17 protein-coding genes are annotated in these 24,098 nt (G+C 67.7%); 9 read left to right on the top strand and 8 right to left on the bottom strand.

What is annotated here, in order from left to right; translation table 11 throughout:
• Positions 1-28: 28 nt before the first annotated feature.
• Positions 29-1,447, top strand: a complete 1,419-nt coding sequence (locus VLK31_RS20210; protein WP_409170213.1) for a sigma 54-interacting transcriptional regulator — start codon at positions 29-31, stop codon at positions 1,445-1,447.
• Between the two features lie 69 nt (positions 1,448-1,516).
• Here the strand turns inward: VLK31_RS20210 and VLK31_RS20205 are convergent, their stop codons facing one another.
• The 6 genes from VLK31_RS20205 to VLK31_RS20180 all read right to left on the bottom strand — a co-directional run bounded on the left by VLK31_RS20205 (position 1,517) and on the right by VLK31_RS20180 (position 14,810).
• The gene (locus VLK31_RS20205) at positions 1,517-3,088 is read right to left on the bottom strand and encodes a TolC family protein (RefSeq protein ID WP_409170212.1); all 1,572 of its coding nucleotides are present in this window, start codon (positions 3,086-3,088) and stop codon (positions 1,517-1,519) included.
• Positions 3,085-4,401 (bottom strand): HlyD family type I secretion periplasmic adaptor subunit, encoded by a 1,317-nt coding sequence (locus VLK31_RS20200; RefSeq protein WP_409170211.1) that lies wholly within the window; start codon positions 4,399-4,401, stop codon positions 3,085-3,087. The genes VLK31_RS20205 and VLK31_RS20200 overlap by 4 nt, the downstream gene beginning before the upstream one ends.
• Positions 4,402-4,438: 37 nt before the next feature.
• Positions 4,439-6,256, bottom strand: coding sequence for a peptidase domain-containing ABC transporter (locus tag VLK31_RS20195; protein ID WP_409170210.1), 1,818 nt, complete (start codon positions 6,254-6,256; stop codon positions 4,439-4,441).
• A 459-nt stretch (positions 6,257-6,715) separates the two neighbouring features.
• On the bottom strand, positions 6,716-9,862 hold the full coding sequence (locus VLK31_RS20190) for a glutamate ligase domain-containing protein (protein WP_409170209.1): 3,147 nt from the start codon (positions 9,860-9,862) through the stop codon (positions 6,716-6,718).
• Positions 9,863-9,967: 105 nt separating this feature from the next.
• Positions 9,968-10,480, bottom strand: coding sequence for a peptidoglycan-associated lipoprotein Pal (gene pal, locus VLK31_RS20185; protein ID WP_409170208.1), 513 nt, complete (start codon positions 10,478-10,480; stop codon positions 9,968-9,970).
• 91 nt (positions 10,481-10,571) lie between these two features.
• On the bottom strand, positions 10,572-14,810 hold the full coding sequence (locus VLK31_RS20180) for a hypothetical protein (RefSeq protein ID WP_409170207.1): 4,239 nt from the start codon (positions 14,808-14,810) through the stop codon (positions 10,572-10,574).
• Positions 14,811-15,099: 289 nt separating this feature from the next.
• Between VLK31_RS20180 and VLK31_RS20175 the strand changes: the two genes are divergently transcribed.
• On the top strand, positions 15,100-15,531 hold the full coding sequence (locus VLK31_RS20175; RefSeq protein WP_409170206.1) for a DUF1841 family protein: 432 nt from the start codon (positions 15,100-15,102) through the stop codon (positions 15,529-15,531).
• 156 nt (positions 15,532-15,687) lie between these two features.
• Here the strand turns inward: VLK31_RS20175 and VLK31_RS20170 are convergent, their stop codons facing one another.
• Complete coding sequence (locus tag VLK31_RS20170) at positions 15,688-16,734, bottom strand: LysR substrate-binding domain-containing protein (RefSeq protein WP_409170205.1); 1,047 nt, start codon at positions 16,732-16,734, stop codon at positions 15,688-15,690.
• A 104-nt stretch (positions 16,735-16,838) separates the two neighbouring features.
• Between VLK31_RS20170 and pcaH the strand changes: the two genes are divergently transcribed.
• Positions 16,839-17,582: a protocatechuate 3,4-dioxygenase subunit beta gene (gene pcaH, locus VLK31_RS20165; protein ID WP_409170204.1), complete on the top strand. Its 744-nt coding sequence runs from the start codon at positions 16,839-16,841 to the stop codon at positions 17,580-17,582.
• 20 nt (positions 17,583-17,602) lie between these two features.
• Positions 17,603-18,211 (top strand): protocatechuate 3,4-dioxygenase subunit alpha, encoded by a 609-nt coding sequence (pcaG, locus tag VLK31_RS20160; RefSeq protein WP_409170203.1) that lies wholly within the window; start codon positions 17,603-17,605, stop codon positions 18,209-18,211.
• Positions 18,212-18,306: 95 nt separating this feature from the next.
• On the opposite strand, the gene VLK31_RS20155 is transcribed toward pcaG, so the two are convergent.
• Positions 18,307-18,999: a c-type cytochrome gene (locus tag VLK31_RS20155; RefSeq protein ID WP_409170202.1), complete on the bottom strand. Its 693-nt coding sequence runs from the start codon at positions 18,997-18,999 to the stop codon at positions 18,307-18,309.
• A 151-nt stretch (positions 19,000-19,150) separates the two neighbouring features.
• Between VLK31_RS20155 and VLK31_RS20150 the strand changes: the two genes are divergently transcribed.
• The 5 genes from VLK31_RS20150 (at position 19,151) to VLK31_RS20130 (ending at position 24,089) form a co-directional block, all read left to right on the top strand.
• A complete protein-coding gene (locus VLK31_RS20150) occupies positions 19,151-20,005 on the top strand; it encodes a MoxR family ATPase (protein ID WP_187112229.1) in 855 nt (284 codons plus the stop codon).
• Positions 20,006-20,009: 4 nt separating this feature from the next.
• Complete coding sequence (locus tag VLK31_RS20145) at positions 20,010-20,255, top strand: hypothetical protein (protein ID WP_409170201.1); 246 nt, start codon at positions 20,010-20,012, stop codon at positions 20,253-20,255.
• Between the two features lie 40 nt (positions 20,256-20,295).
• Positions 20,296-20,883 carry a GNAT family N-acetyltransferase gene (locus tag VLK31_RS20140; RefSeq protein ID WP_409170200.1) on the top strand — a complete coding sequence of 196 codons (588 nt, stop codon included), beginning with the start codon at positions 20,296-20,298 and terminating at the stop codon, positions 20,881-20,883.
• Between the two features lie 22 nt (positions 20,884-20,905).
• Entirely contained in the window at positions 20,906-22,093 is a 1,188-nt protein-coding gene (locus VLK31_RS20135) for a VWA domain-containing protein (protein ID WP_093130393.1), read from the top strand.
• Between the two features lie 64 nt (positions 22,094-22,157).
• Positions 22,158-24,089: an autotransporter assembly complex protein TamA gene (locus VLK31_RS20130; RefSeq protein WP_409170199.1), complete on the top strand. Its 1,932-nt coding sequence runs from the start codon at positions 22,158-22,160 to the stop codon at positions 24,087-24,089.
• Positions 24,090-24,098: the final 9 nt, after the last annotated feature.

Raw genomic sequence — 24,098 nt, 5'->3', positions numbered from 1 at the left:
CGCGGCCACGCTCAAGACGATTGTTTTCATGACCGCCCCCAATTTCGACGAACTCGACCTCTTTGTCTGGGAAGGCAAAGCCGACATCCTCGACCGCATTGCGCGGTGCATGGCGAGCTTCGACGTGGAGGTCATCCGGGCCGACGGCTTGGCAACACCCGAGCCTGAGCGCGGTGTCGCGCTGCGCCCTTGCGTCGCCGTCATCAGCGTCACCGTCATCGACGGCGGTGGCCTTGCGCAGGCCAGCGAGCGGCTGCAGGGCATGCCGGTGATCTGGGTGGCCGCGGGCTCGCGTGAGCGCGACTCGCGCACCTATCCGCCCGAGTACCTGCACGTGCTGCCCTACGACTTCACCTGCGCCGAGCTGCGCACGATGGTCGCCAAGCTGGTGCGCCAGCTGCGCGCGCGCGACATCGCGCCGCAGGCGCCCGACGTGCTGGTGGCGCACTCGGAGGCCATGAAGTCGCTGCTGGCCGAAGTGGGCGCCTTCGCGGACTGCAACCACAGCGTGCTGGTGCGCGGTGAAACCGGGGTGGGCAAGGAGCGCATTGCGCAGCAACTGCATCTGGGTCACCAGCACTACAGCAAGGGCGCGTTCGTGGCGGTGAACTGCGGCGCGATTCCTGACGGACTGTTCGAATCGCTGTTCTTTGGCCACACGAAGGGCTCGTTCACGGGCGCGGTGCACGCGCACCGCGGCTACTTCGAGCAGGCCACCGGCGGGACGCTGTTCCTCGACGAAATCGGCGATCTGCCGCGCTATCAGCAAGTGAAGCTGCTGCGCGTGCTGGAAGACAACGCGGTGATGCGCCTGGGTGCCACCGCGCCCATTCGTGTCGACTTTCGTCTGGTGGCCGCCACCAACCGCAACCTGCGCGAGATGGTGGCCAGCGGGGAGTTTCGGGCCGACCTGTTCTATCGGCTCGCGGTGATCGAGCTGCATGTGCCCAGCCTCGAAGAGCGCGGCGAGGTCGACAAGATCGCAATCTTCAAGGCGCTGCTGAGCAACGTGCTGGGCGACGAGCTCGAAGTGCTCGGCGAAACGCCGCACTGGCTGAGCGATGCGGTCGCTGAAACTTACTTCCCGGGCAATGTGCGCCAGTTGCGCAATCTTGCGGAGCGCGTGGGTGTCATCGCGCGGCAGTTGCACAGCTGGGACCAGAACCTGATTCAGCGCGCAATTGCTCTGACGCGCGGCACGCCCACGCCGGCCATCCTGGCGGAGCGCAACGGCGCGGGCGGGGGCGGCGTGTCGCTCGACGGCACGAGCGAGCGCAAGGGCTGGAACAGCAGCGAGCGCAACCGCATCATCGCGGCGCTGGAGGTGAACGACTGGAAGCGCCAGGACACCGCGCAGCACCTGGGCATCAGCCGCAAGGTGCTGTGGGAAAAGATGCGCAAGTACCAGATTCTGGACGGCGAGCCCGGCATTCCCGACGACGCCTGACGACGCTTGAGCCGCGGGGCAAACCAGGCATTGCCCGGCTGCCCTTGCGCTCATTCGCGCATCAGGTCATCAAGGCATCGACAGCCGCGGCGTCACCCGCAGCGGCGCATTCGCAGTGCCCACGCCCACCGTGCGCTCGGCCACAGGCTCGCTCGCGCAGGCCGTGTTGCTCGATATGCACAGCGCACCCAGCAGCCCGTCTTCCGTGAGCACCTGGCGCCTTGGCGCGCCGAAGAGGCGGTCGATCCAGCCGTTGAGCCCCGCGGGGTCGATGCGCAGTTCGCCGGTGGTGCGCGCCAGGCGCAGCTCGGAGATGCGCAGGTCGAACACGCCGTCGATGTAGTCGAACAGCAGGGTGTAGTAGTCGAGCTGCGCGTCGAGCACCTTGGGCAGGGTCTCGCGGCCGAACTCCATCAGGCGGCGCCGTCCGCGAAAGGCCTGGCCCGACGTGCTAACTGCTTCCATCAGTTGCCGCTCGCGTTCGCGGCCCGACACGGTGCGCGCCCATGAGGCCGAGGTCAGCTCGAACAGGTTGAGCTTCACGCCTTCGAGCTTGGCCTCCTGGCTGGCGATTTCTGAAAGGGCCGACTTCAGGCGCAGTTGCCGGTCGAAGCCGTTGCCAAAGTTCCTGTTGAGCTCGAACGCGGCGCGCGTCGGGTCTTGCGGGGACACGCCGCGCGGGTCCTTGCTTTTGACGAGCACGGCGTCCAGCGTGGGGTAGAGGCTGGCGTCCTGCTGGTCGGCCAGCGCACGGGCGCGTTCGATGCGGCCCTGTGCCTCGGCAATTTCGGTGCTGCGCGCCTCGGCGCGGCGCAAGGCCTCTTCCTGCGAGCCGATGCGCCACTGCTGCGGCGCCGCCAGCACGGGCAGCGACTCGGGGTTGGGCGTGAACTTGAAGTAGTTGCGAAACTTGGCGATGGCCTCGTCGCGCTGAGCCCCGAAGTCGGACTCGCGCGCGGCCACCAGCGCGCGGCGCGAGGCGGCCATGTTGAGGTCGTTGTCACCGGTCACGCCCAGTGCCACGCGGCGGGCCTCGGCTTTCGACAGCTCGGCCACTACCTCGCTGGCACGCGCGGCAATCTGCTTTTTCAGGTCGAAGCGCTGCACCTGCAGGTAGGCGGTGAGCGCGTCCAGCACCACCTTCTGCGAGGTGGTGACAACGGCCTCGTCGTCGGCCTGGTTGCCGGCTTCGGCTGCGCGCTGCGCGGCGTTCATGGCGCCGCCGTCGAGCAGGCTCACGCGGGCCTCGGCGGTGAGCACGGTGTAGCCCTGCGACTTGGCATTCTCCGCACCGCTGTTGTAGTTGCCCGAAGAAGTGCCCACCTTGAAGCGCGGGTAACGCGCCTGCTTGGCCGCGTCCACGCCGTAGCTGCTGGTGTTGGCGGTGGCCTGCGCGGTCTGCACTTCGGGGTAGTCCTGCGACAGCACGATCAGCGCCTGCTTCACCTGCTGGGTGTAGGTGCTGGCGCCCAGCGAAGGCGCCGACAGCCTGCGCGCGAGCATGAGCGTGGGGCCGCCCTCTTGCGGCATGGCCTGCTCCTGCGCAAAGGCGGCGGGGGGCAACGCAAAGCTCATGCACAGCGCTGCGCAGACAAGGCCGGTGCCCGTGCGGCGCCGCTCAACCGGGGTGCGGTACTTCATGGTTCGCGGAAGGCTTCGCGGCGCAGCTTGAGCACGGGCCGCAGCATGTACCAGATGAACGGGTCGGTGCCCACGCGCAGGTCCACTTCAGACTCCATGCCGGCGGTGATGCGGTTCTCGTCGCGGCCCACATGCGACTGCGACATGCTGATGAGCAGCCGGTAATAAGGCGCGCCGTTGGCAACGGCCGGGTCGCGGTCGGCGTCGGCCGCCACCAGCTTGACCTTGCCGTCGACGGCGCCGTAGCGCAGGTAGTCGTAGGCGGTGATCTTCACGCGGGCCTGCTGGCCCACTTCGATGAAGCCGCGGTCGTTGGGGTTGAGCCGCGCCTCGACCATGATTTCGTCTTCGTCGGGCACCACTTCCAGGATGGACTCGCCGGGCTTCACCACCCAGCCGGGGCTGGAGTTGCGCAGGCCCTTCACGATGCCGTCCGAAGGTGCCTTCACCACGGTGCGCGAGCGTTGCGTGCGCGCACGCGCCAGGTCTTCGCTCAGGCTGGCGAACTGGCGCTCCACCGTGGCCAGTTCGTCCGACGCGCGGCGCCGGTAGCGGCCTTCGGCCTCGGCCATCTTGGCCTGCGCCTCGGCGATGGCCGCGTTGGCTGAAATGACACCCTGGCGCGACACGGCAAGCTCGCTGCGCACGCCCTCGGCCTGGCGGCGCTTTTCCAGCACCTCGACCTGGCCGACCAGTTTTTCACTGAGCAGTTGCTCGGAAATTTCCAGCTCCTTCTGCATCAGCGCCAGCCGGTCGCCCAGGCCCTTGACCTTGGCCTCTTGCTCCAGCTTCTTGCTGCGCGCCTGCTCCAGGCCGGAGACGGCGCCGGCCATCACGCCGCGCTGCTCCAGCGCGCGCGCCTGGTAGGCGCCGCTCTCGCCCTCGAACACGTCCTTGTCGATGTCGGCGGCAAACGAGTTGCGGCTGAGCGGCTGGCCCCGGCTCTCGGCCATGAGGCGCACGCGCGTGGCCTGGGTGGACGAATAGCGCGCCGTGAGCTCCTCCAGGTTGAGGCCGCTGCCGCCCAGGTCGATCTCCACCAGCGACTGCCCCGCCTTCACCTTGTCGCCCTCTTTCACGAGCACATTGCTGACGATGCCGCCCTCCAGATGCTGGATGGACTTGACGCGGTCCGACGGAATGACGCGGCCCGGCGCAACCACCACGGTTTCCATGGGAAAGCCCAGGCCCACCACTGCGAGCACGGCCACGGCACCGCCGATGAGCCACTGCTTGCGTCGCCCCTGCGGTGAATTACGCGCCGCGCGCTTGTCGTTCTCGTCCTGAAGAATCTGCGGCAAATCTGATTTCAAGATCGCGGTCCCCAATCACTCGTCATGGTCTGCGGCGTCATGCCATCGAACGGGAGGCCGCGGCCCCCGTGCCGTCTTCCGAATCGCCCACGGCCACCAGCGGCTTGCGCACGCCGAACAGCTTGGGCACCATTTCCGCGGCCGTGCCCTGCTCCACATTTCCCTGGCCGGTGACGTGGTAGACCACGCTGGCGGCCGAGACGATGCGCAGCGAGTGCGTGACCACCACCACGGTGCGCACCTTGGCCACCGCGAGCAGCGTGGCGAGCAGGTTGCGCTCGCTCTGAAAGTCCAGGTCGTTGCTGGGCTCGTCGAGCACCAGCACCGAGGGCTTGCGCAGAAAGCTCATGGCCAGCGCCAGCTTGCGCCGCTCGCCCACCGACACGCCGTTGCCGCCCTCGCCCACGCGGGTGCGGTAGCCGTCGGGCAGGCGCGAGATGAAGTCGTGCGCGCCAGACAGCCTGCAGGCCGCCACGATCTGCTCGTCGCTCTGGCCCGGCGCGCCGCGGCGCATCACGTCGATGAGCGAGCCGCCGAACCAGTAGACCTCTTGCGACAAATAGCTGATCCAGCGCGACAGCTCTTCGCGGCCGAACTGCGACAGGTCGTACTCGCCGATGCTGATGGTGCCGCGCGTGGGCTCGTACAGGCCCGACAGCAGCTTCACCAGCGTGGACTTGCCCGCGCCATTGCGCCCGACGATCACATGCAGCCCGCCGGGGCCGATGTCGAGGTCGACGTTTTCCAGCACCGGTTGCTGCGCGGTTTCGGTGAAGCTGAAGCTCACGTCCTTCAAGGTGATGCGGCCCAGTGGTTGCGGCAGCGTCATGCCCGTGGGCGGCTTTTCCACCGGCTCGCGCAGCACGGTTTCCAGGCGCTGGGCCGCTTCCTTCGCGGTGGCCAGCGAGCGCCAGTTGGACACCAGCCCGGCCACCGGCTGCAGCGCCTTGAGCGCCAGCATGTTGGAGGCAACAAGGCCGCCCACCGTCATCCACTGCTCCATGACCGATATGGCGCCCACCGTCACCACCACCACGGAGAACACGGTGAGCAGCACGGTGGTGCCGTCGCGCGTGGTTTCGATCTCGCCGTTCTTGGTGAAGCTTTCGGTGAGCCAGGCGTTGTAAGTCTGGCGCCACATCTCGATGGTGGGACCGTCGTTCGACTGCGTCTTCAGCGTTTCGCGCGCATGGCAGATCTCGGACGTCATGCGGTCCAGCCCGCGCCCACGCAGCACTTCTTCCACGCGGCCGGAGCGCACCTCGTCGGCCCACCACCAGGCCAGGAACGACATGATGGCCAGGAACAGCACCACCACCGGCAACACCGGCAGCGCGACGATGCCGATCACCACCAGCGCGAACACGGCCATGGGCAGGTCGAAGATCGATTGCGCAAGCCCGCCGGTGACGGTGCCGCGCACCGAGCCCACATCACGAAAGTACAACTGCCAGGAAGACGCGGGCCGCGCCTCGAGCGCGCGCAGCGGGCGCGCCAGCATCGAGTTGAGCAACGCGCCCGACACGCCGTGGTCGATGATGGCGCCGGCGTTGCGCAGCAGGCGCGAGCGCCGCGTGCGCAACCAGAACTCGATGCACAGGAAGAACAGGATGCCGCTGACCAGCGCGGCCAGCGTGGAGAAGCCGCTGCGCGAGAGCACGCGGTCGTACACCTGCAGCAGGAAGATGGAAGGCAACAGCCCGAACAGGCTGATGGGCAACGAACGCCACGCCGCGCTTTTGACGAGCGCGTAGGCGTCTCTGAACGCCGCGTTCAATGCACCTGCATATGGACTGGCGCCGGGCTCCTGGGGCGAGTCGACGACCAGCTGACTGGGCAAGAGGAACTTGATCATGGAAAGGGGCCGATCCGTCGGGCAATGACGCCTGCATCATTATCAACTGTTACCCGACTGTTACAAGGCAAAAATTCACTCGGCGCGCACCTCAGCACGCCGCTGTTTGCCTCTTCACCGGACCGGCCCGTTCCGCTCGCTGCGGTCCTGCATGCGCGGGGCTTCCCGAGGCCGCGCAACCGACCGCTTTCCCTGACCTGACATGGCTTGTTCCCTGGGACAAACCCTCAGCAAACACCAAGGCGATGTTGGCGCACAACAGCATGCAGAGCACCCACGCGCACAGCAGCTGGAGCCAGCCCAGCCACCAGCGGCGTGCCGGTTGCAACGCGGGTTGCAATGTGGGTTGCAACACGGGTTGCAATACGGGTTGCAGTACGGGTTGCGAGGTGGCGTGTGAAGACTGCACGGGCACAGTGGCCTCATGCACGAAGATCGGCTGCAGGAGCGGGTTCCATCTCATGGCAATGCTTTCAAAACCCGGGCCAGCCGGGACAGGCCGACACCGGCGGAACTCTTCGCGAGCACCCAGTCGCCTGGCTGCAAAAGTCCGCCGAGCGCGGTCGACAGATCGGACACATCAACGAACCAGTGCGAGCGAACCTTGGTGCGAATGCGCGCATGCAGCGCGCGCATCATCGGCCCGCACAGCAGCACGCGGTCGGGTTGCGAGGCGAGCAGCTCGGCCTCCAGGTCGAGGTGATGGCGTTGGGCGGCGGGGCCAAGCTCTTGCATGTCGCCCAGAATCGCCACGCGGCGCGCGGGCTCGCAGGGCGCCTGCGACAGCATCTCCAGCGCGGCGCGCATCGAGCTCGGGTTGGCGTCGTAGGTCTCGTCGATCAGCTTGAAGCTGCCGCCGCCGATGTGAATGGTGTGCAGCGCACCGCGCCCGCCCGGCGGCTCGAAGTGCGCAAAGGGCTCGACCGCCGCGCCCAGCGGCAGGCGCCATGCCTGCAATGCCGCCAGCGCGGCAATGGCGCTCGCGCCCATGTGGCGGCCCGGCGCATTGAGCCGCAGCTGAAAGGGCTCGCCCGCCACCAGCGCCTGCACCTCGCCGTGATCGAACGCGAGCAGGCGCACGTCGGCCTGCGGATGCTCGCCGTAGGTGAGCACCTGAAGTTGCTGCGCGGCCGCCACTTCGGCAAAGGTGGTGAACTCCGGCATGTCGCGGTTCAGCACCACGGTGCTGCCCGGGGCCATGGCCAGGAAGAAGCGGCTGTCGAGCCGCGCGGCGGCGTCCGAGGGGCCGCGGTGTTTTTGCGAAGCGGCCGACAGCCCCGTCACCACCAACAGCGAAGGCCGCACGAGCTGGGCGGACGCGGGCATTTGCGAGCTGCCCATCTCGATCACCCAGTAGGCCGCATGGCGCGGCATGCAGGTCATGTTCCAGGCAATGCCCGAGGGCATGCTGACGTTGCCTTCGGGCACGCCCACTTCGCCCCACACGGTGAGCGCATTGGCCAGCATGGCGGCCACGGTGCCGCTGCCGGCGCCGTTGCCCGCACCGCCACCGATGACGCCGCACACGCGGCCGGTGAACTCGGCGCGCGCATGGTCGCCCAGCTCCAGCACGGCCTGCAGCACGTTGCCCACCTTGAGCACGGGCACGCGCTTGTCCAGGTGCGGCTTGGGGTCGGTGCACAGCACGGCGGCGGCCGGCTGCAGCACGCCCTTGAGCGTGACGGCCGCCAGCGGCGTTTTAGAGGGGCGCGTCTGGTGGTCGAACACCACGCGGCCCTTGCGCATGTAGGAGCGCTGCGCCACGCCGGTGGCACGCCAGCCGTCGTCGGGCTTGACCACCCATTCGCCGCCGGTGACGCGGGCCATTTCGCTGGCGGTCCATGCGGGGCCGTCGTCGCGGCCACCCGCATTGACGCCACTGACACCGTGACCGCTGTTGCCTGCGCCGGCGCCCACGCCCGTCATCGCATTCAGGCTTGGCGCGGCGCGGCGTTCGAGCAGATAGCGGTGGTACGCCGCAAAGCCTGAAACGTACTGCGCCACGTCGTCGATGCGCACGCGAAACGAGTGGTGCCGAATGAAGAACGAGCCCACCACGCTGGACGGCCGGCGGAAGTACATCGCCGTCTCGGGCCAGAAGAAACCGTTGAGCAAATAGTGCGCGCGGTAGTCGAGCGCGCGGTAGAACTTTTCAGTGTCCAGCTCGTCCAGCAGGTGCCGCATGGCGGGCATGCCTTCGAGCCGCTGCAGCATCTGTTGCGCGGCCAGCATCAGTTCGAGCAGGGTCGGAAAGGTGGTCTTGCGGTCGAGCACAAAGTCGAGGTAGCCGGCCACGTTCTGCAGGCCGAATCGAAAGTACTTTTCCTGCGGGCTCCAGTGCGTGAGCTCGTTCACGCAGCAGCTCAGCCAGTGGTCGTGCGCCTGCCAGTGCTGGCTGGCAATGAAATGCTCGAAGGCTTTTTCGACCACGGCCAGCCATTGCGGCTCGCGCGTGAGGCCGTACAGGCGCATGAGCGCAAAGGCCGCCTCGCCGTCGTAGCAGATGGTGCGCAAGGCCTGCTTCACCGCCAGGTCGCTCGCATGCAGCACATGGTTGAAGCGCCCGCTGACGGGGTCTTGCAGCGACACGATGCCGAGCGCGAGCTTTTCCAGCAGCGGCAGAAAGTGGCGCGTGTCCATCAGCTCGCTGTACTTCACCAGCGCCAGCACGCAGGCCGCGTTGCCGCCGAGCTTGATCTCCCCGCCGGTGTCCACCAGGAACGCCACGGCGCGCCCGTCCACCAGCGTGTAGTTGCGAATGAGCGCGCCGGTGAGATGGTCGAGCGCGCGGTCGATGGCGGCGCGAAGTGTTTCGTCGCGCGTGAGCTCCCAGGCCTCGAGCATGGCGTGCAGCGCGTTGGCGTGGCGCATGGCGTCGTAGGTCGGAATGCGGCGGTCGAAGCACGGAAAGTAGCCGTACACGAACAGGCCGTCGCTCTGCACCTGGCGCGCCAGGTAGGCGGAGCCGCTGCGCGCCAGGTCCATCACCGACTGCGGGTTGAGCGCGGGCAGTTGCCGGCGCCCCGCGTCGAGCCCCGTGCCCGCCAGCTTGTGCACCACGCCGTCGGGCTGGCAGAACACGCCCACGGTGGCCAGCAGGTACACCGGCTGGTCGGGCGCCATGTCCAGCGGCGGCGCGCGTTCGAAGCGTGCCTGGCCGTAGACCTCGAAGTTGCGCGTGTTCACCACCGCGTGCGGAAGGGTCGAGTCGCCGCTCAGCATGGCGTTGGCGTTGAGCTCCTGCTCGGTGAAGGCAAGCGCAAAGTCTTTGTCGAAGGCCAGGCCCAGGCGGAAGTAGTTGCGCTTGACCGCGGTGAGCTGGGTCTTGAACTGGGTCCACTCCATCGGGCTCGCGCCCTCGACCCAGTCGATGCGCAGCCAAGGCGCGACGATGCCGCGCTCGCGCACCCAACGCGCCACGCGCTCGGCGCCTTCGCGCCAGGCGGTTTCGAAGTCGGCGGCGCGCGTGTGCACCACGTGCGCACGTTGCGAGCCGTCGCTCAGTGAAAAGAACAGCGTGAACGCCGGGTACGGCGCAGGCAGCGCCGCGCACACCGACGCCAGGCGTTCATGGCAGGCGTGGAGCTGGTCTGTGAAGGACATCATTCGGCCCCGATCGAATGCGCGAGACCGGCCACGCCCGTCATCTGCTCTCGCTTTGACGTGGGCGTGGACCGAAAACTGCCGTCGAAGTCATCGCGGTGCGCCGGTTCAGCGGTAGCTGAATTCAGCGCGGCGATTGAGCTGATAGCCCTCCTCGGTGAGTTGCAGCGACGCGGGCTTTTCGGTGCCCCAGCTGATGGCCTCGATGCGCTCCGCAGGCACGCCCAGTTGCGTGAGCGCGCGCTGCACTGATTCGGCACGGCGCTGGCCGAGTGCCAGGTTGTACTCGCGCCCGCCGCGCTGGTCGGTGTTGCCTTCGATCACCACACGGCTTGCCGTGCGGTTGCGCAGGTAGCTCGCATGCGCCTCCACGATCTGGCGGTCCTGCGGGCGGATGTTGTATTTGTCGAAGTCGAAGTACACGATCTTCGGCACGCCGACGGGGCCGTTCTGCGGCGGCGGCGGCGGCGGTGGCTCGACCTTGGGCACCGCGGTGGTGGCCTTGTTCGAGTAGTAGTAGGTGACGTCGTCACGCCCGGTCTTGGGGGCTGCGCAGCCTGCAAGAACTGCAAGCGCTGCGCCGAGCGCAACGATGGCGGGTATCCGGAAATTCTTCTTCATATCAATCCTTTCGAGGGACAGGCCGGTGGTGGCCTGTCCCTGGTGCTGCGGCGCCCTCGCCCCTCTTCTCTTTTTTCTTTGGTGTGCCTGATCAGCCCAGCAGGCCGTGCAGGATGTTGGTCACCGGAGACAGGGCGGTGCCGGTCGGGCTGTGCTCGACCAGGCTGGTGATGGGCGTCACCACATCGGTCACCAGCGGCGCGGCGGCGTGCTGCACGCTGCTCACCACGTCGGCCACCGGCGACGATGCGCCCGAGGAACCGGCCAGGATGTCGTGCACCGGAGAGAGCACGTCCGACACGGCGCTGGTTGCGGTGGACACCACCGGCGTGATGGCGTCGGTCCCGCCCGTGACGGGTCCGAGGATGTTGGCGACCGGGCTGGCGCCGCCGGTGAGGCCGCCGAGCAGGCTGCCCACCAGGCCGTCGTGGCCCAGGAGGCTGCCGACCAGGCCGTCGTTGCCGAGCACGCCGTTCAGTGCGCCGCCCGTGCCGCCACCGGTCACGCCACCGGTCACGCCGTTGAGCAGACCGCCGACCAGGCCGTCGCTGCCGAGCACGCCGTCCAGCACGCCGCCGGTGCCGCCACCGGTCACGCCGCTGAGCACGCCGCCGACAAGGCCGTCGCTGCCGAGCACGCCGTCCAGCACACCGCCGGCGTCGCCACCGGTCACGCCGCTGAGCACGCCGCCCAGCAGGCCACCGTCGCCACCGAGGACGCCGCCGAGCAGGCCGCCGTCACCGCCGAGAACGCCACCCAGCAGGCCGCCGGTATCGCCACCGGTCACGCCGCCGAGCAAGCCACCGACGAGGCCGTCGCTGCCGAGCACACCGCCCAACAGACCACCGTCGCCACCGAGGACGCCGCCGAGCAGGCCGCCGTCGCCGCCGAGAACGCCACCCAGCAGGCCGCCGGTGTCGCCACCGGTCACGCCGCCGAGCAAGCCACCGACGAGGCCGTCGCTGCCGAGCACACCGCCCAACAGGCCACCGTCGCCACCGAGGACGCCGCCGAGCAGGCCGCCGTCACCGCCGAGGACGCCGCCGAGCAGGCCGCCGTCACCGCCGAGAACGCCGCCGAGCAAACCGCCGTCACCGCCGAGCACGCCGCCCAGCAGGCCACCGTCACCGCCGAGCACACCACCCAGCAGGCCGTCGTCACCCAGCACACCGCCGAGCAAGCCGCCGTCGCCGCCAAGCACGCCACCCAGAAGGCCACCGTCGCCACCGAGCACGCCACCCAGCAGGCCGTCGTCACCCAGCACGCCGCCGAGCAAGCCGCCGTCGCCGCCAAGCACGCCGCCCAGAAGGCCACCGTCGCCACCGAGCACACCACCCAGCAGGCCGTCGTCACCCAGCACACCGCCGAGCAAACCGCCGTCACCGCCAAGCACGCCGCCCAGAAGGCCGCCGTCGCCGCCAAGCACACCACCCAGCAAGCCGTCACCGCCCACCAGGTTGGCCACGCCATCGGTCAGGTAGTCGACCTGCGTTGCAACGCCGTTCAGCAGCGCGTCCGTTGTGCCGGTGCCCAGCAGCTGGTCGGTCACCGGGCTCAGCAGGTCGCCCGCGGCGCCCGTCACCTGGCCCACCACGCCGTCGACCGGGTCGAGCACGTTGGGGTTGTTTTCCGTGAAGCTGGTGCCGAGCACCGGGCCGAGCAGGCCGTCGACCGTGTCGGTGACACCGTCGACCACACCCACGACCGGGCCGAGCACGTTGCCCAGGCCAAGGCCGCCCAGCACGCCGGCGTTCAGGCCGTCGACCAGGTTGCCGACCACGCCGTCGGTCGGGTCGAGCAGCGCCGCGCCGGTGCCCGGGGTGCCGCCACCGCCGATGCCACCCACCACGCCGCCGAGCAGACCGCCCAGCAGGCCGTCGTTGCCCAACAGGCCGCCGACCGGGCCGGCGTTGCCCAGCAGGCCGCCCACCAGGCCGTCGGGCCCGAGCAAGCCGCCACCGAGGCCGTCAGCGCCAAGCACGCTGCCCAGCGGGCCGGTGCCACCCAACAGGCCGCCGAGCAGGCCGTTGTCGCCGAGCAGACCGCCCACAGGGCCGGTGTCGCCCAGGAGGCCGCCGACCAGGCCGTCATCACCCAGCACACCGCCCAGCAGGCCGTCGTTGCCGAGCAGGCCGCCCACCACACCGTCGTTGCCCAGCAGCCCGCCAACCAGGCCGTCGCCGCCGAGCAGGCCACCCACCGGGCCGTTGTCGCCCAGCACGCCGCCCAGGAGGCCGTCGTTGCTCAACAGGCCACCGAGCAGGCCGTCGTCGCCGAGCAGGCCACCGACCAAGCCGTCGTCGGCCAGCACGCCGCCGAGTGCACCACCCAGCAGACCGTCGTCGCCGCCGAGCAGGCCGCCCAGCGGGCTGTCGGTGATGAGGCCGGAGATCGCGCCGTTCTGGCCGAGCAGGTTGTCGACCAGGCCGCCATGGCCCAGCAGTTCGCCGGTCAGGCCGTCGCTGCCGAGCACATTGGCCAGCGCGCCATCGCCGCCGAGCAGGCCGCCCACGAGGCCGTCGTCGCCCAGCAGGCCACCCAGGGCACTGTCGTCACCGAGCAGGCCGCCCAGCAGGCCTTCTTCGCCCAGCGCGCCACCCACCAGGCCGCCCAGGGCACCGTCGTCGCCCAGCAAGCCGCCCACGAGGCCGGTGTCGCCGAGCACGTTGCCCAGCAAGCCGCCCACGGCGCCGTCTTCGGCCAGCAGGCCGCCGACCAGGCCGTCTGCACCGAGCAGGCCGCCCACCAGGCCTTCGTCGGCCAGCAGGCCGGCCACGAGGCTGTCTTGGCCCAGCACGTTGTTCAGCAGGCCGCCCAGGGCACCGTTCTCGCCGACCAGCTGGTCGGTGACGGCGCCCAGGCCGAGCGCGTCGGTCAGGCCGCTGACGATGCCGTGCTCACCGACCAGGTTGGTCAGGCCGTTGTCCAGCGCGTCGGTGAGGTAGTCGACCTGGTGCAGCACCGAGCCGAGGATCGCGCCCGTGGCGCCGGCGCCAAGCAGGTTGTCCAGCGCGGGGCTCAGGGCGCCGCCCAGCAGGTGGTTGATCTGGCCGACGGTGTTGTCGATCGGGTCGAACTGGTTGGGGTTGTTCTCGGTGAAGGTCTCGCCGAGCAGCGGGGCCAGCACGTCGTCGACCACATCGGTGAGGCCGTCGACCACGTGGGTGATCGGTGTGAGCGCATCGCCCAGGCCAAGCGCGCCGCTGACGTCGTCGATGATTTGATGGACAAGGCCGTCACCCGGATCGAGGAGGTGGTCGCCGTCTGCGTCTGCGTCTGCGTCTGCGTCTGCATCGGCGTCGGCGTCGGCGTCGGCATCGGCGTCTGCATCTGCATCTGCATCGGCATCGGCATCGGCATCGGCATCGGCATCGGCGTCTGCATCTGCATCTGCATCGGCGTCGGCATCGGCATCGGCATCGGCATCGGCATCGGCATCCGCGTCGGCGTCTGCGTCGGCATCGGCATCGGCATCGGCATCGGCATCGGCGTCTGCATCGGCATCGGCATCGGCATCGGCGTCTGCATCGGCATCCGCGTCGGCGTCGGCGTCGGCGTCGGCGTCGGCATCGGCATCCGCGTCGGCGTCGGCGTCGGCGTCGGCATCCGCATCTGCATCTCCGTCCGCATCCGCATCGGCATCCGCGTCCGCATCCGAATCGGCGTCCGCATCCGACTCACCTGGGGTCGTCGGCGTGGTCGGCACCGTGGGTGTGGTCGGGTTGCCCGTGCCCACGAGCACCGGGAAGGCGCTGTCGCTGCCGCCACCGCCGCCGCTTGCAAGCGCGGCCAGTGCGGCGGCGCCCAGGGCGCCCAGTGCGAATTCACCCAGGCCGATGCCGCTACCGGCCGCGAGCTTCTTGGTGACGGCCAGCGCGGCGGCGTCGGCGTCGCTGTCCGGCGGGGTCACTTGCAGGTCGCCCGAGGCGACGTCCACATTCACTTGTTCAAGGCCGCCGGGCAGCTTGGTCGAGCCGATGGTGGCGTCGGTGCCGCCGGTGAACACACCGGCCAGCGGGGCCTTGTTGGTGGCCGAGCCGGGGAAGAGCACGTTGGCATGGCCGTCCTGCGGCACGATGACGCGGTCGCCGGGCAACAGGGTCTGATTGCCATCGACGGGAATGCTGACACCGTCGCGCATCACTGCAACGCCCGGCGTGGCATTCGATAATGTGCCGACGCTGGCGGGGCCAGCGGCAACAGGGGCCGCCGAACTCGCCATGGCGGGGGCGCCCAGCGGGGTGACGGTGGCTTGAGCGAGAACCACAGGAGCTGCGCCAGCGGCGGCAAGTCCTTCGGTCGAATTGGTCGATGCTTGTTGAGCGGTCATGGCAGCCTCTGTGAGAAAAGATGCCTACTAAGGGGCAACTAGCGTGCCGCTTTGTTCGAACACTTTTTCGCTGCCGTTACCCGACCTGCAAGTCTTTGATTTCTATAGGTATTTTTCCAAAACCACGGGTTTGCACCAGGGCCTGGAAACAGGTCGTAAGTACCTCATTTCGCGATTCGTTACGTAACGATGTAACGCCTTGTTCCCGGAACGTTCGGCACATCCAGAGGCCTTTGGGCACACGCCGGCGGCGGGCGCAGACACCCTTTTTTCTTCTCTCTTTCTCTTTATGTTCAATCCCTCCCAGGAAGATGTGCGCCGCTTCTTTTGTGACGTGTACGCCAAGCATCGGCAGGGCCTGCCGATGGAGCCGCTCGAGACCATTGCCGCCGGCTGGATCGACGCGCACCCCGAGTACCACGAGGACCTGATCGACGCCGACGCCGCCGTGGCGCGGGTCTATGACGGCGCGAACGGGCGCGAGAACCCGTTCCTTCATTTGTCGATGCACCTGTCGATCAGCGAGCAGTGCTCCATCGACCAGCCGCGCGGCATCCGCCAGGCCGTGGAGCTGCTAGCCGCGCGACGCGGCTCGCTGCTGGATGCGCACCATGACGCGATGGAATGCCTGGGGCAGATGATGTGGGAGAGCCAGCGCGCCGGCCGCCCGCCCGACGGCGACGGCTACGTGGCCTGCGTGCAGCGGCGCGCAACTAAATAGGCTCGCCCCCAGGCTTCGCGCACTTCGTGTCGCTGCTCCTTCCCCCTACCGGGGGCAACGCCTGCGGCCCGGCAGAGCCGGTTCCGCGGCATTTCACGAATGGGGCGCGGGCTACGCTCGTCTTTGGCTTCACGTACTGGGTGTCGCTGCGGCGTTTCACGAAGCGGGGCGGGCCTTTGTCCTTGTTGAAAGCCGCGGCGGCATGGCGCCCTGCTCTTTCGCCGCCTCGCGCAACAGCGCGGCCATGGCGACGCGCAAGGCCGATGGCGCGGCCTCGCTGCGCTGCAGCAGGCCTACCGACTCCTCGGTGCCGGCGGTGTCGATGCGCAGGCGCAGCAGGCGACCGTCGGCCAGCTCGCCGCGCGCGGCACCCAACGGCGTGATCCACACCGCATCGGACACGGCCACCAGCGCGCGCGCCACCGCCACGTCAAGCGTCTGCAGCGCGTTGGCGGGCAGCGCCAGGCCGCGCGCGGACAGAAAGCTCTCTGTGTTGTGGCGCGGGATGGTGCCCTCGCCGTACACCACAAGCGGATAGCCCAGCACCGCCTGCACCGATGCACCCTGCGCAGCCCGAGCGCCCCGCGTGCCGTTCGAGCCCATCGCCGTGGGCACGGCCAGCGGATGACCAGCGCGCACCGCGAACACCAGCGGCTCGGTATGCAGCAGCTCGAAGCTCAGCCCGCCCATGAGCCGCGGGTCGCTCATGCGGCCCACCACCAGGTCGAGCTCGCCGGCGCGCAGCTCGTCGAGCAACGCGGCATTGGCGGCGCTCTTCACCACGATCTGCACCTGTGGCCAGCCCTCGCGCAGCCGCGCCAGCGCCACCGGCAGCAACGCGGGCGCCACGCTGGGCAGCGCGCCGATGCGCAACCGCTCGATGCGCCCGCCTGCCGCCGGCGCCACGGCCTGCGCGCTGGCGTCCAGCGCCTCCAGCACGCGCAGCGCATGCGCCAGCAGTTGCTCGCCGGCGGCCGTGAGCCCCTGCACGCCACGCCGCCCGGCCTTGCTGCGCTCCACCAGCCGCGTACCGACGATGGTCTCCAGCTCCACCAGCGTCTTGGACACCGCCGGCTGGCTCAGCGCCAGCCGCTCGGCGGCGCGCGCCAGGTGGCGCTCTTGCGCCACGGCCACAAAGCAGCGCAGGTGCCGCAACTGCACGTTGCGCACAAAGTCCTGGCGAAGGTCGGAAGGGTTTTTCAATGCCTGCTGGTTATTGAGAACGGAGCAATCTTCAATTTACATCATCGGTGCGCGCTTCTAAAGTGGCGGCTCCCGGATTCGTCCCACGACAGGAGACAACGTTCATGTTGACCAAGACCACAGGGCCACAGCCCACCCTCACCCAGCTCCCTCAGCTCACCCCACGCGACTGGGAAGCCCACCCCAGCTACCTGTACCCCGGCTACAAGTCCACCATGAAGCGCGGCCCGCAGAAGCCGCTGATTCCGCTGAAGGCCTCGCTCGGCGAGCTGCAGCAACCGGTGTACGGCCACGACAGCATCGGCGAGCTCGACCACGACCTCACGCGCAATGCGCGCAAGAACGGCGAGCCGCTGGGCGAACGCATGATCCTCACCGGCCAGGTGCTGGACGAACACCGCCGCCCGGTCGCCCACACGCTGGTCGAGCTGTGGCAGGCCAACGCCAGCGGGCGCTACGTGCACAAGGTCGACCAGCACGACGCGCCGCTGGACCCCAACTTTCTGGGTGCGGGCCGTTGCCTGACCGACAGCGAAGGCCGCTACCGCTTCCTCACCATCAAGCCCGGCGCCTACCCCTGGGGCAACCACCCGAACGCCTGGCGCCCGCAGCACATTCACATGTCGCTGTTCGGCCAGAGCTTTGCAAGCCGTCTGGTCACGCAGATGTACTTTCCCGGCGACCCGTTGCTGCAGTACGACCCCATGGTCAGCGGCACGCCCGAGCGCTACCGCAACCGGCTGATTGCCGACTTCAGCCTGGACATCACCGAAGAGGGCTACGCACTGGGCTACCAGTTCGACATCGTGCTGCGCGGCGCGGACGAAACCCCCTTCGAAAACCGCTGAGCCGCAAGGAGACACACACCATGTTGATGACCGCACAGCAAGCCGACTTCGGCCAGACCCCCTCGCAAACCGTGGGCCCCTACTTCGCGTACGGCCTCACCGCCACGCAGTACGGCTACGACTTCAACCAGGCCTTCGACGCCACCCTGGCGCTGGACGGCGCCACCGGCGAACGCATTCGCCTGGAAGGCCGCGTGATCGACGGCGACGGCAACCCGATCAACGACGCGCTGATCGAAATCAGCCAGCCCGACGGCGAGGGCCGCTACCCGCAAACGCCCGACGAGGCGCGCGCCATCGGCTTTCGCGCATTCGGGCGGGTGGGCACCGGCACCACCGAAGGCAACCGCTTCGTGTTCTACACCGTGAAGCCCGGTGCGCAGGCACCCGGCGAGGCACCGCACATCAACGTGATCGTGCTGATGCGCGGCCTGCTGCTGCATGCGTTCACACGCGTGTACTTCAGCGACGAGGCCGCGGCCAACGCGAAAGACGACGTGCTGCAAAGCGTGCCGGCCGATCGCCGCCAGACACTGATTGCCGAGCGCGTGGTGCAAGGCGGCGCGGTGAGCTACCGCTTCGACATTCATATGCAAGGCACGCAGGAGACGGCGTTCTTCGACGTCTGAGCGCGGGCAATTCAAAAGACTCAGGGCCCAGGGAAAACCCGGGCCACAAAAAAGCCCGCTGCTAGCGGGCTTCGTTGTTTGCGTGGAACGCAGGCTCAGTCGGGACGGTGGTGAATGCGCGACTCGGGCACCGTCTTCAATTCGCCGGGCAGCGAGCTGATGTACGTGGCCAGCGTCTTGAGTTCGGCCACGGTGAACTTCTTCTCTTCGACCTGCTGGCCCATGATTGCGTTGGAGCGGCCCAGGTGCGGGTTGTTCTTCACGCGGTAAGACTTGAGCGCCACGAACAGGTAGTCGGCATGTTGGCCGGCCAGCTTGGGCACGGTGCCGTCGTTGGGCGTGTTGAAGTTGGCGCCGTGGCACTTGGTGCAGCTGTTGTCGGCGTTGCGCGTGATGAGCCCTTCGACGCTGGCGGGCGTGGCCTTGGCCAGCGTGGCGGGCGGTGCGCCGCCGTCCTTCAGGCCAAGCTGGCTGTAGTAGGCCGAGAGATCGGCAATGTCTTGATCGGTGAGCGTGTCGGCAATGGCACGCATGGTGGGATGCTTGCGGTCGCCGCCCTTGTACGCAGTGAGCGCGGCCGTGATGTAGGTGGCGCTTTGCCCCGCGATCATGGGCACCTTGTGAATCTCGGGGAAGCTTGCCTGGTAGCCGATGATGCCGTGGCAACCCACGCACATGGCAACCTTCTTGGCCCCGTCCTGGGCCTTGCCAGTGACTTGCTGGGCTTGGGCCGAGAGCGTCACGCAAGCGACAGCAAGGGCAAACATCGTGGTCAACAACTTGTTCATTTTGCGCGCACAATCTCGTGGAGAGTACAGTTTTTCGAATCAACATTCGATTATAGGCAGGGGTCTTGCGGATCCCTGTGCAGGCCAACCCTAGGCTGCGCAACGCGCGTCGAGTGTGTTCTTTTCTCCACCCCCAGCTTCCGTCTCACTCATGAAATTCCAGGGCTCAGACAATTACGTTGCCACGCAGGACCTGATGCTTGCGGTCAACGCGGCCATCACCCTCAAGCGCCCGCTGCTCGTCAAGGGCGAGCCCGGCACGGGCAAGACCATGCTGGCCGAGGAAGTCGCGCAGTCGCTCGGCCTGCCGCTGCTGCAGTGGCACATCAAGTCGACCACCAAGGCACAGCAGGGCCTGTACGAATACGACGCCGTGAGCCGCCTGCGCGACTCGCAGCTCAAGGACCTCGACGGCGGCGAGCGCGTCAAGGACATCCAGAACTACATCATCAAGGGCGTGCTCTGGCAGGCCTTCACGGCCGACGAGCCGGTGGCGTTGCTGATCGACGAAATCGACAAGGCCGACATCGAATTCCCGAACGACCTGCTGCGCGAAATCGACCGCATGGAGTTCTATTGCTACGAGACGCGCGAGCTCATTCGCGCCAAGCACCGCCCGGTGGTGTTCATCACCTCCAACAACGAGAAGGAGCTGCCAGACGCCTTCCTGCGCCGCTGCTTCTTCCACTACATCAAGTTCCCCGACGCCGAGACGATGAAGCACATCGTCGCCGTGCACTTCCCCGGCCTGAAGCAAGAGCTGCTCACCGCCGCCATGAAGACCTTCTACGACGTGCGCAACCTGCCCGGTCTGAAGAAGAAGCCCTCCACCTCCGAGCTGCTCGACTGGCTCAAGCTGCTGGTGGCCGAAGACATTCCGCTCGAAGCGCTGCAGAGCAAGGACGAGAAGGTGGCCGTGCCCCCGCTGGTGGGCGCGCTGCTGAAAAACGAACAGGACGTGACGCTCTTCGAGAAGCTCGTCTTCATGCAACGCAACAACCGCTGAGCGCATGAGCCGACAACCTCACACCACCCGGCAGCTGATGAAGCTGGGCGTTGCGCAGGCCGTGCTGTTCGTGGTGGGCGCATTGCTGGGCCGCGGCCTGGGCTTGCTGCTCGGGCTCGACGCCTTTGGCGCCGGCGGCTACGGCAACCGCGAGATCTTCGGCATTGCGCTGGTCGGCCTGGGCGGCGGTGCCGGGGCGCAGGCCGGACGCGTGTGGTACGTGCGCAAGTACGGCGACCCGCGCGACTGAAGACGCGCATCAACTCTAGAGAGTCGAAGGAAGAAGATAGATGGCGTTCGTCGAACCTGTCACGCTGAAGGCCCGCGGCATTGCGCTGGTGCCACTGGCGCTGGCCCATGAAGAAGGCCTGCGCGCCGCGGCCGCCGACGGTGAGCTGTGGCAGTTGCGCGTGACCTCCGTGCCCGAGCCGCAGAACACGCGCGCTTACGTAGAAACCGCCCTGACAACCGCCGACCGCTTCGCCTTCGCCGTGACCGACGAGGCCACCGGCACCGTGCTGGGCACCACCAGCTTCCACGACATTCTTGCGGGCGTGAAGCGCGTGGAAATTGGCTACACGTGGTACGCCGCGCGCTGCCAACGCACGCATGTGAACACCACCTGCAAGCTGCTGATGCTCACGCATGCTTTCGACGCACTCGGCTGCAACACCGTGGGCTGGCGCACCGACAACTTCAACTTTGCCTCGCAGCGCGCCATCGAGCGGCTGGGCGCGACAAAAGACGGCGTCATTCGCGGCCACGCGATGCGCCGCGACGGCACCATCCGCGACACCGTCATGTACAGCCTGCGCGCGGGCGAATGGCCCGAGGTGAAGGCGCAATTGCTGTACCTGCTCGACAAGCCCCGCGGCTGAACCCCACACAAGGAGCGGCTCCATGCTCATCGACTTCTTCTACACCCTGCGCTCGGCCAAGCTGCCCGTGTCGGTCAAGGAATACCTCACGCTGCTGGAGGCCCTGAAGGCCGACGTGGTGGGGCCCAACTCCGACGGCGCCTACGGCATCGACGACTTCTACTACCTCTCGCGCACCGCGCTCGTGAAGGACGAGAAGCACTACGACAAGTTCGACCGCGCCTTCGCCGCCTACTTCAAGGGCGTGGAGATGCTCACCGACTTCACCAAGGAAGTGCCGCTCGACTGGCTCAAGAAGACGCTGGAGCGCGAGTTCACGGCCGAAGAAAAAGCCAAGATCGAGAAGATGGGCTGGGACGAGCTCATGGAAACGCTCAAGAAGCGCTTCGAAGAGCAGAAGGAACGCCACGAGGGCGGCAACAAGTGGATCGGCACTGGCGGCACATCGCCCTTTGGCAACGGTGGCTACAACCCGCAGGGCATTCGCATCGGCGGCGCGGGCAAGAACAAGAGCGCGGTGAAGGTGTGGGACCAGCGCGCCTACAAGGACTACGACGACACGCAGGAGCTAGGCACGCGCAACATCAAGGTGGCGCTGCGCCGGCTGCGCAAGTTTGCGCGCGAAGGCAACGTGGAAGAGCTGGACCTGGACGACACCATCCACTCGACCGCGGCCAATGCCGGCTACCTCGACATCAAGATGCGGCCCGAGCGCCACAACAACGTGAAGGTGCTGCTGCTGATGGACGTGGGCGGCACCATGGACGAGCACATCCAGCGCGTGGAAGAACTCTTCTCCGCCGTGAAGACGGAGTTCAAGCACCTGGAGTTCTTCTACTTCCACAACTGCGTGTACGACTTCATGTGGAAGAACAACAAGCGCCGCTTCTCCGAGAAGTTTGCGACCTGGGACATCCTGCGCAAGTACAACAAGGACTACAAGCTCATCTTCGTGGGCGACGCCACGATGAGCCCTTACGAAATATTGCAACCTGGCGGCAGCGTCGAATACAACAACGAAGAGGCCGGCGCCGAGTGGATCCAGCGCCTCACGCACACCTTTCCCAAGTTCGCCTGGATCAACCCCGAGCCGCAGGGCGTGTGGCAGTACCGCCAGAGCATTGCGGTGATGCAGCAGCTCATGTCCAACCGCATGTACCCCCTCACCTTGCGCGGCCTCGAAGAAGCGATGCGCATGCTGTCCAAGTAGGACGAAGCCGTTGATGTAGCCGGGGCCTTCAAAAACCGGCAGTGCTTGCTGTCAGAATCCGCCCATGGTCAGGGCGGTTTCCGTTTTTGTGCCGGCGTGGTTGCCGGCTTTCGTTTTTTCAGGCGTCCTGCTTCTGCAAGGCTGCAGCTTGCTGCCGAAAAAAGACAAGGACCCCACTGAAGGCCAGCCCGTGGCGGGCCTCGTGCGCAGCAGCAACGAAGCCGCTGAAGAAGACAAGGGCGACGGCAAGGAAAAAGCCGACAAGCGCGACGCCTTCACCGTGGACGTGCGCGGCCCCGAAGACGTGCGCGACTACCTCAAGCTGCACCTTGAAATTCAGCGCTACCGCGAGCTCGACGACCTGGGCGCCACCGAAATATCGCGCCTCATGGTGGCCGCCGAAGCCAATGCGCGCGAACTGCTCGGCACCCTGGGCTACTTCACGCCCACGCTGACGCTGGAGCTCAACGAAACGCCCCAGAGCACCAAGGCCCCGCGCGAGATCGTCATCAGCGTGTCGCCAGGCGACATCACCAAAGTAAGCAACGTGCAGATCAGCTACGCCGGCGCCATTGCCGACGACGCCAAGGCGGAAGCGCAGCGCGACAGCATCCGCACCGACTGGGCCCTGCGCGCCGGCCAGCCCTTCACCCAACAGGCCTGGGACTCGGCCAAGACCACCGCGCTGCGCAGCCTCACGGCCAAGCGCTTTCCCACGGGCAACATCGAGATCAGCCGCGCCGAGGTCGATGCCGACCGCCATGAGGCGCGCCTGAGCGCCACCTACCAATCAGGCCCGGCGTACAAGTTCGGCCCGCTGGAGCTGCGCGGCATCAAGCGCTACGACCCCGACGGCGCGCGCCGCATCGCGCGCCTGCCCAGCGGGCAGGACTACGACCAGCAAAAGCTGCTCGACGCCCAGCAGCGCCTGGCCAGCAGCGGCTACTACGACTCCGTGTTCCTCACGCTGGACACCGACAGCGGCAACCCGCTGGCCGCGCCCGTCATTGCGCAGCTGCGCGAGGCGCCGCTGCAAAAGGTGGTGCTGGGCGTGGGCTTCACCACCGACAACGGCGCGCGCCTGTCGATCGACCACATCCACAACCAGGTGCCGCTGCTGGGCTGGCGCGCGGTGTCGCGGCTGTCGCTCGACCAGGACATCAAGTCGCTGAGCACCGAGCTCAACGCCATTCCCGACGATCGCGGCTGGCGCTGGTTCACCGGCGCGGAGCTCAAGAGCGAGCAGTCGGGCAGCTACGTGGTCGACAGCGGGCGCCTGCGCGGCGGGCGCAACAAGTCCGGCGACCACATCGACCGCAGCTACTTTCTGCAGTACGACTACGCGCAGAACCGCGGCATCGACGCGCCGCCTTCGGCCTCCGCCGTGACCGCCAACTGGGGCTGGACCGGGCGCTACTTCGACGACAACGCGTCGCCCTCGCGCGGCTACGGCCTGGCGCTGGAAGTGGCGGCGGGCTACACGCTCACCGGCATGCAGACGCCCTTCACGCGCACCTATGCACGCTGGCTGGGCGTGGTGCCGCTGGGCTCGGCCGAAGACAAGGAAACGCGCGCGCGCCGCAGCCGCCTGCAACTGCGCGTGGAAGGCGGCGCCGTGTCGGCCAAGGACAGCGCGCAGATCCCCTCCACCCTGATGTTTCTCACCGGCGGCGACACCACCGTGCGCGGCTACAGCTACAAGCAGATCGGCACCGTGCGCCCTGACGGCCAGATCGTGGCGGGCCGCTACCTTGGCGTGATGAGCGCCGAGTGGCAGCGCCCCTTCGTCTACAAGGACAAGCTCACCGCCTGGGAGAGCGTGGTGTTCGTCGATGCCGGCGCGGTGGCCGACAAGCCCGGCGACCTCAAGCCCAAGGTGGGTGTGGGCGTGGGTGCGCGCTGGCGCAGCCCGGTGGGGCCGGTGCAGGCCGACCTGGCCTACGGCGTGGACTCGAAGAAGTTCCGCCTGCACTTTCGCCTGGGCTTCAACTTCTGATCGGGTGCC

It is taken from the genome of Variovorax sp. H27-G14 (assembly GCF_046156345.1).
Lineage (GTDB): Bacteria > Pseudomonadota > Gammaproteobacteria > Burkholderiales > Burkholderiaceae_C > Variovorax.
This window is presented reverse-complemented; position numbering and strand designations above follow the sequence as displayed.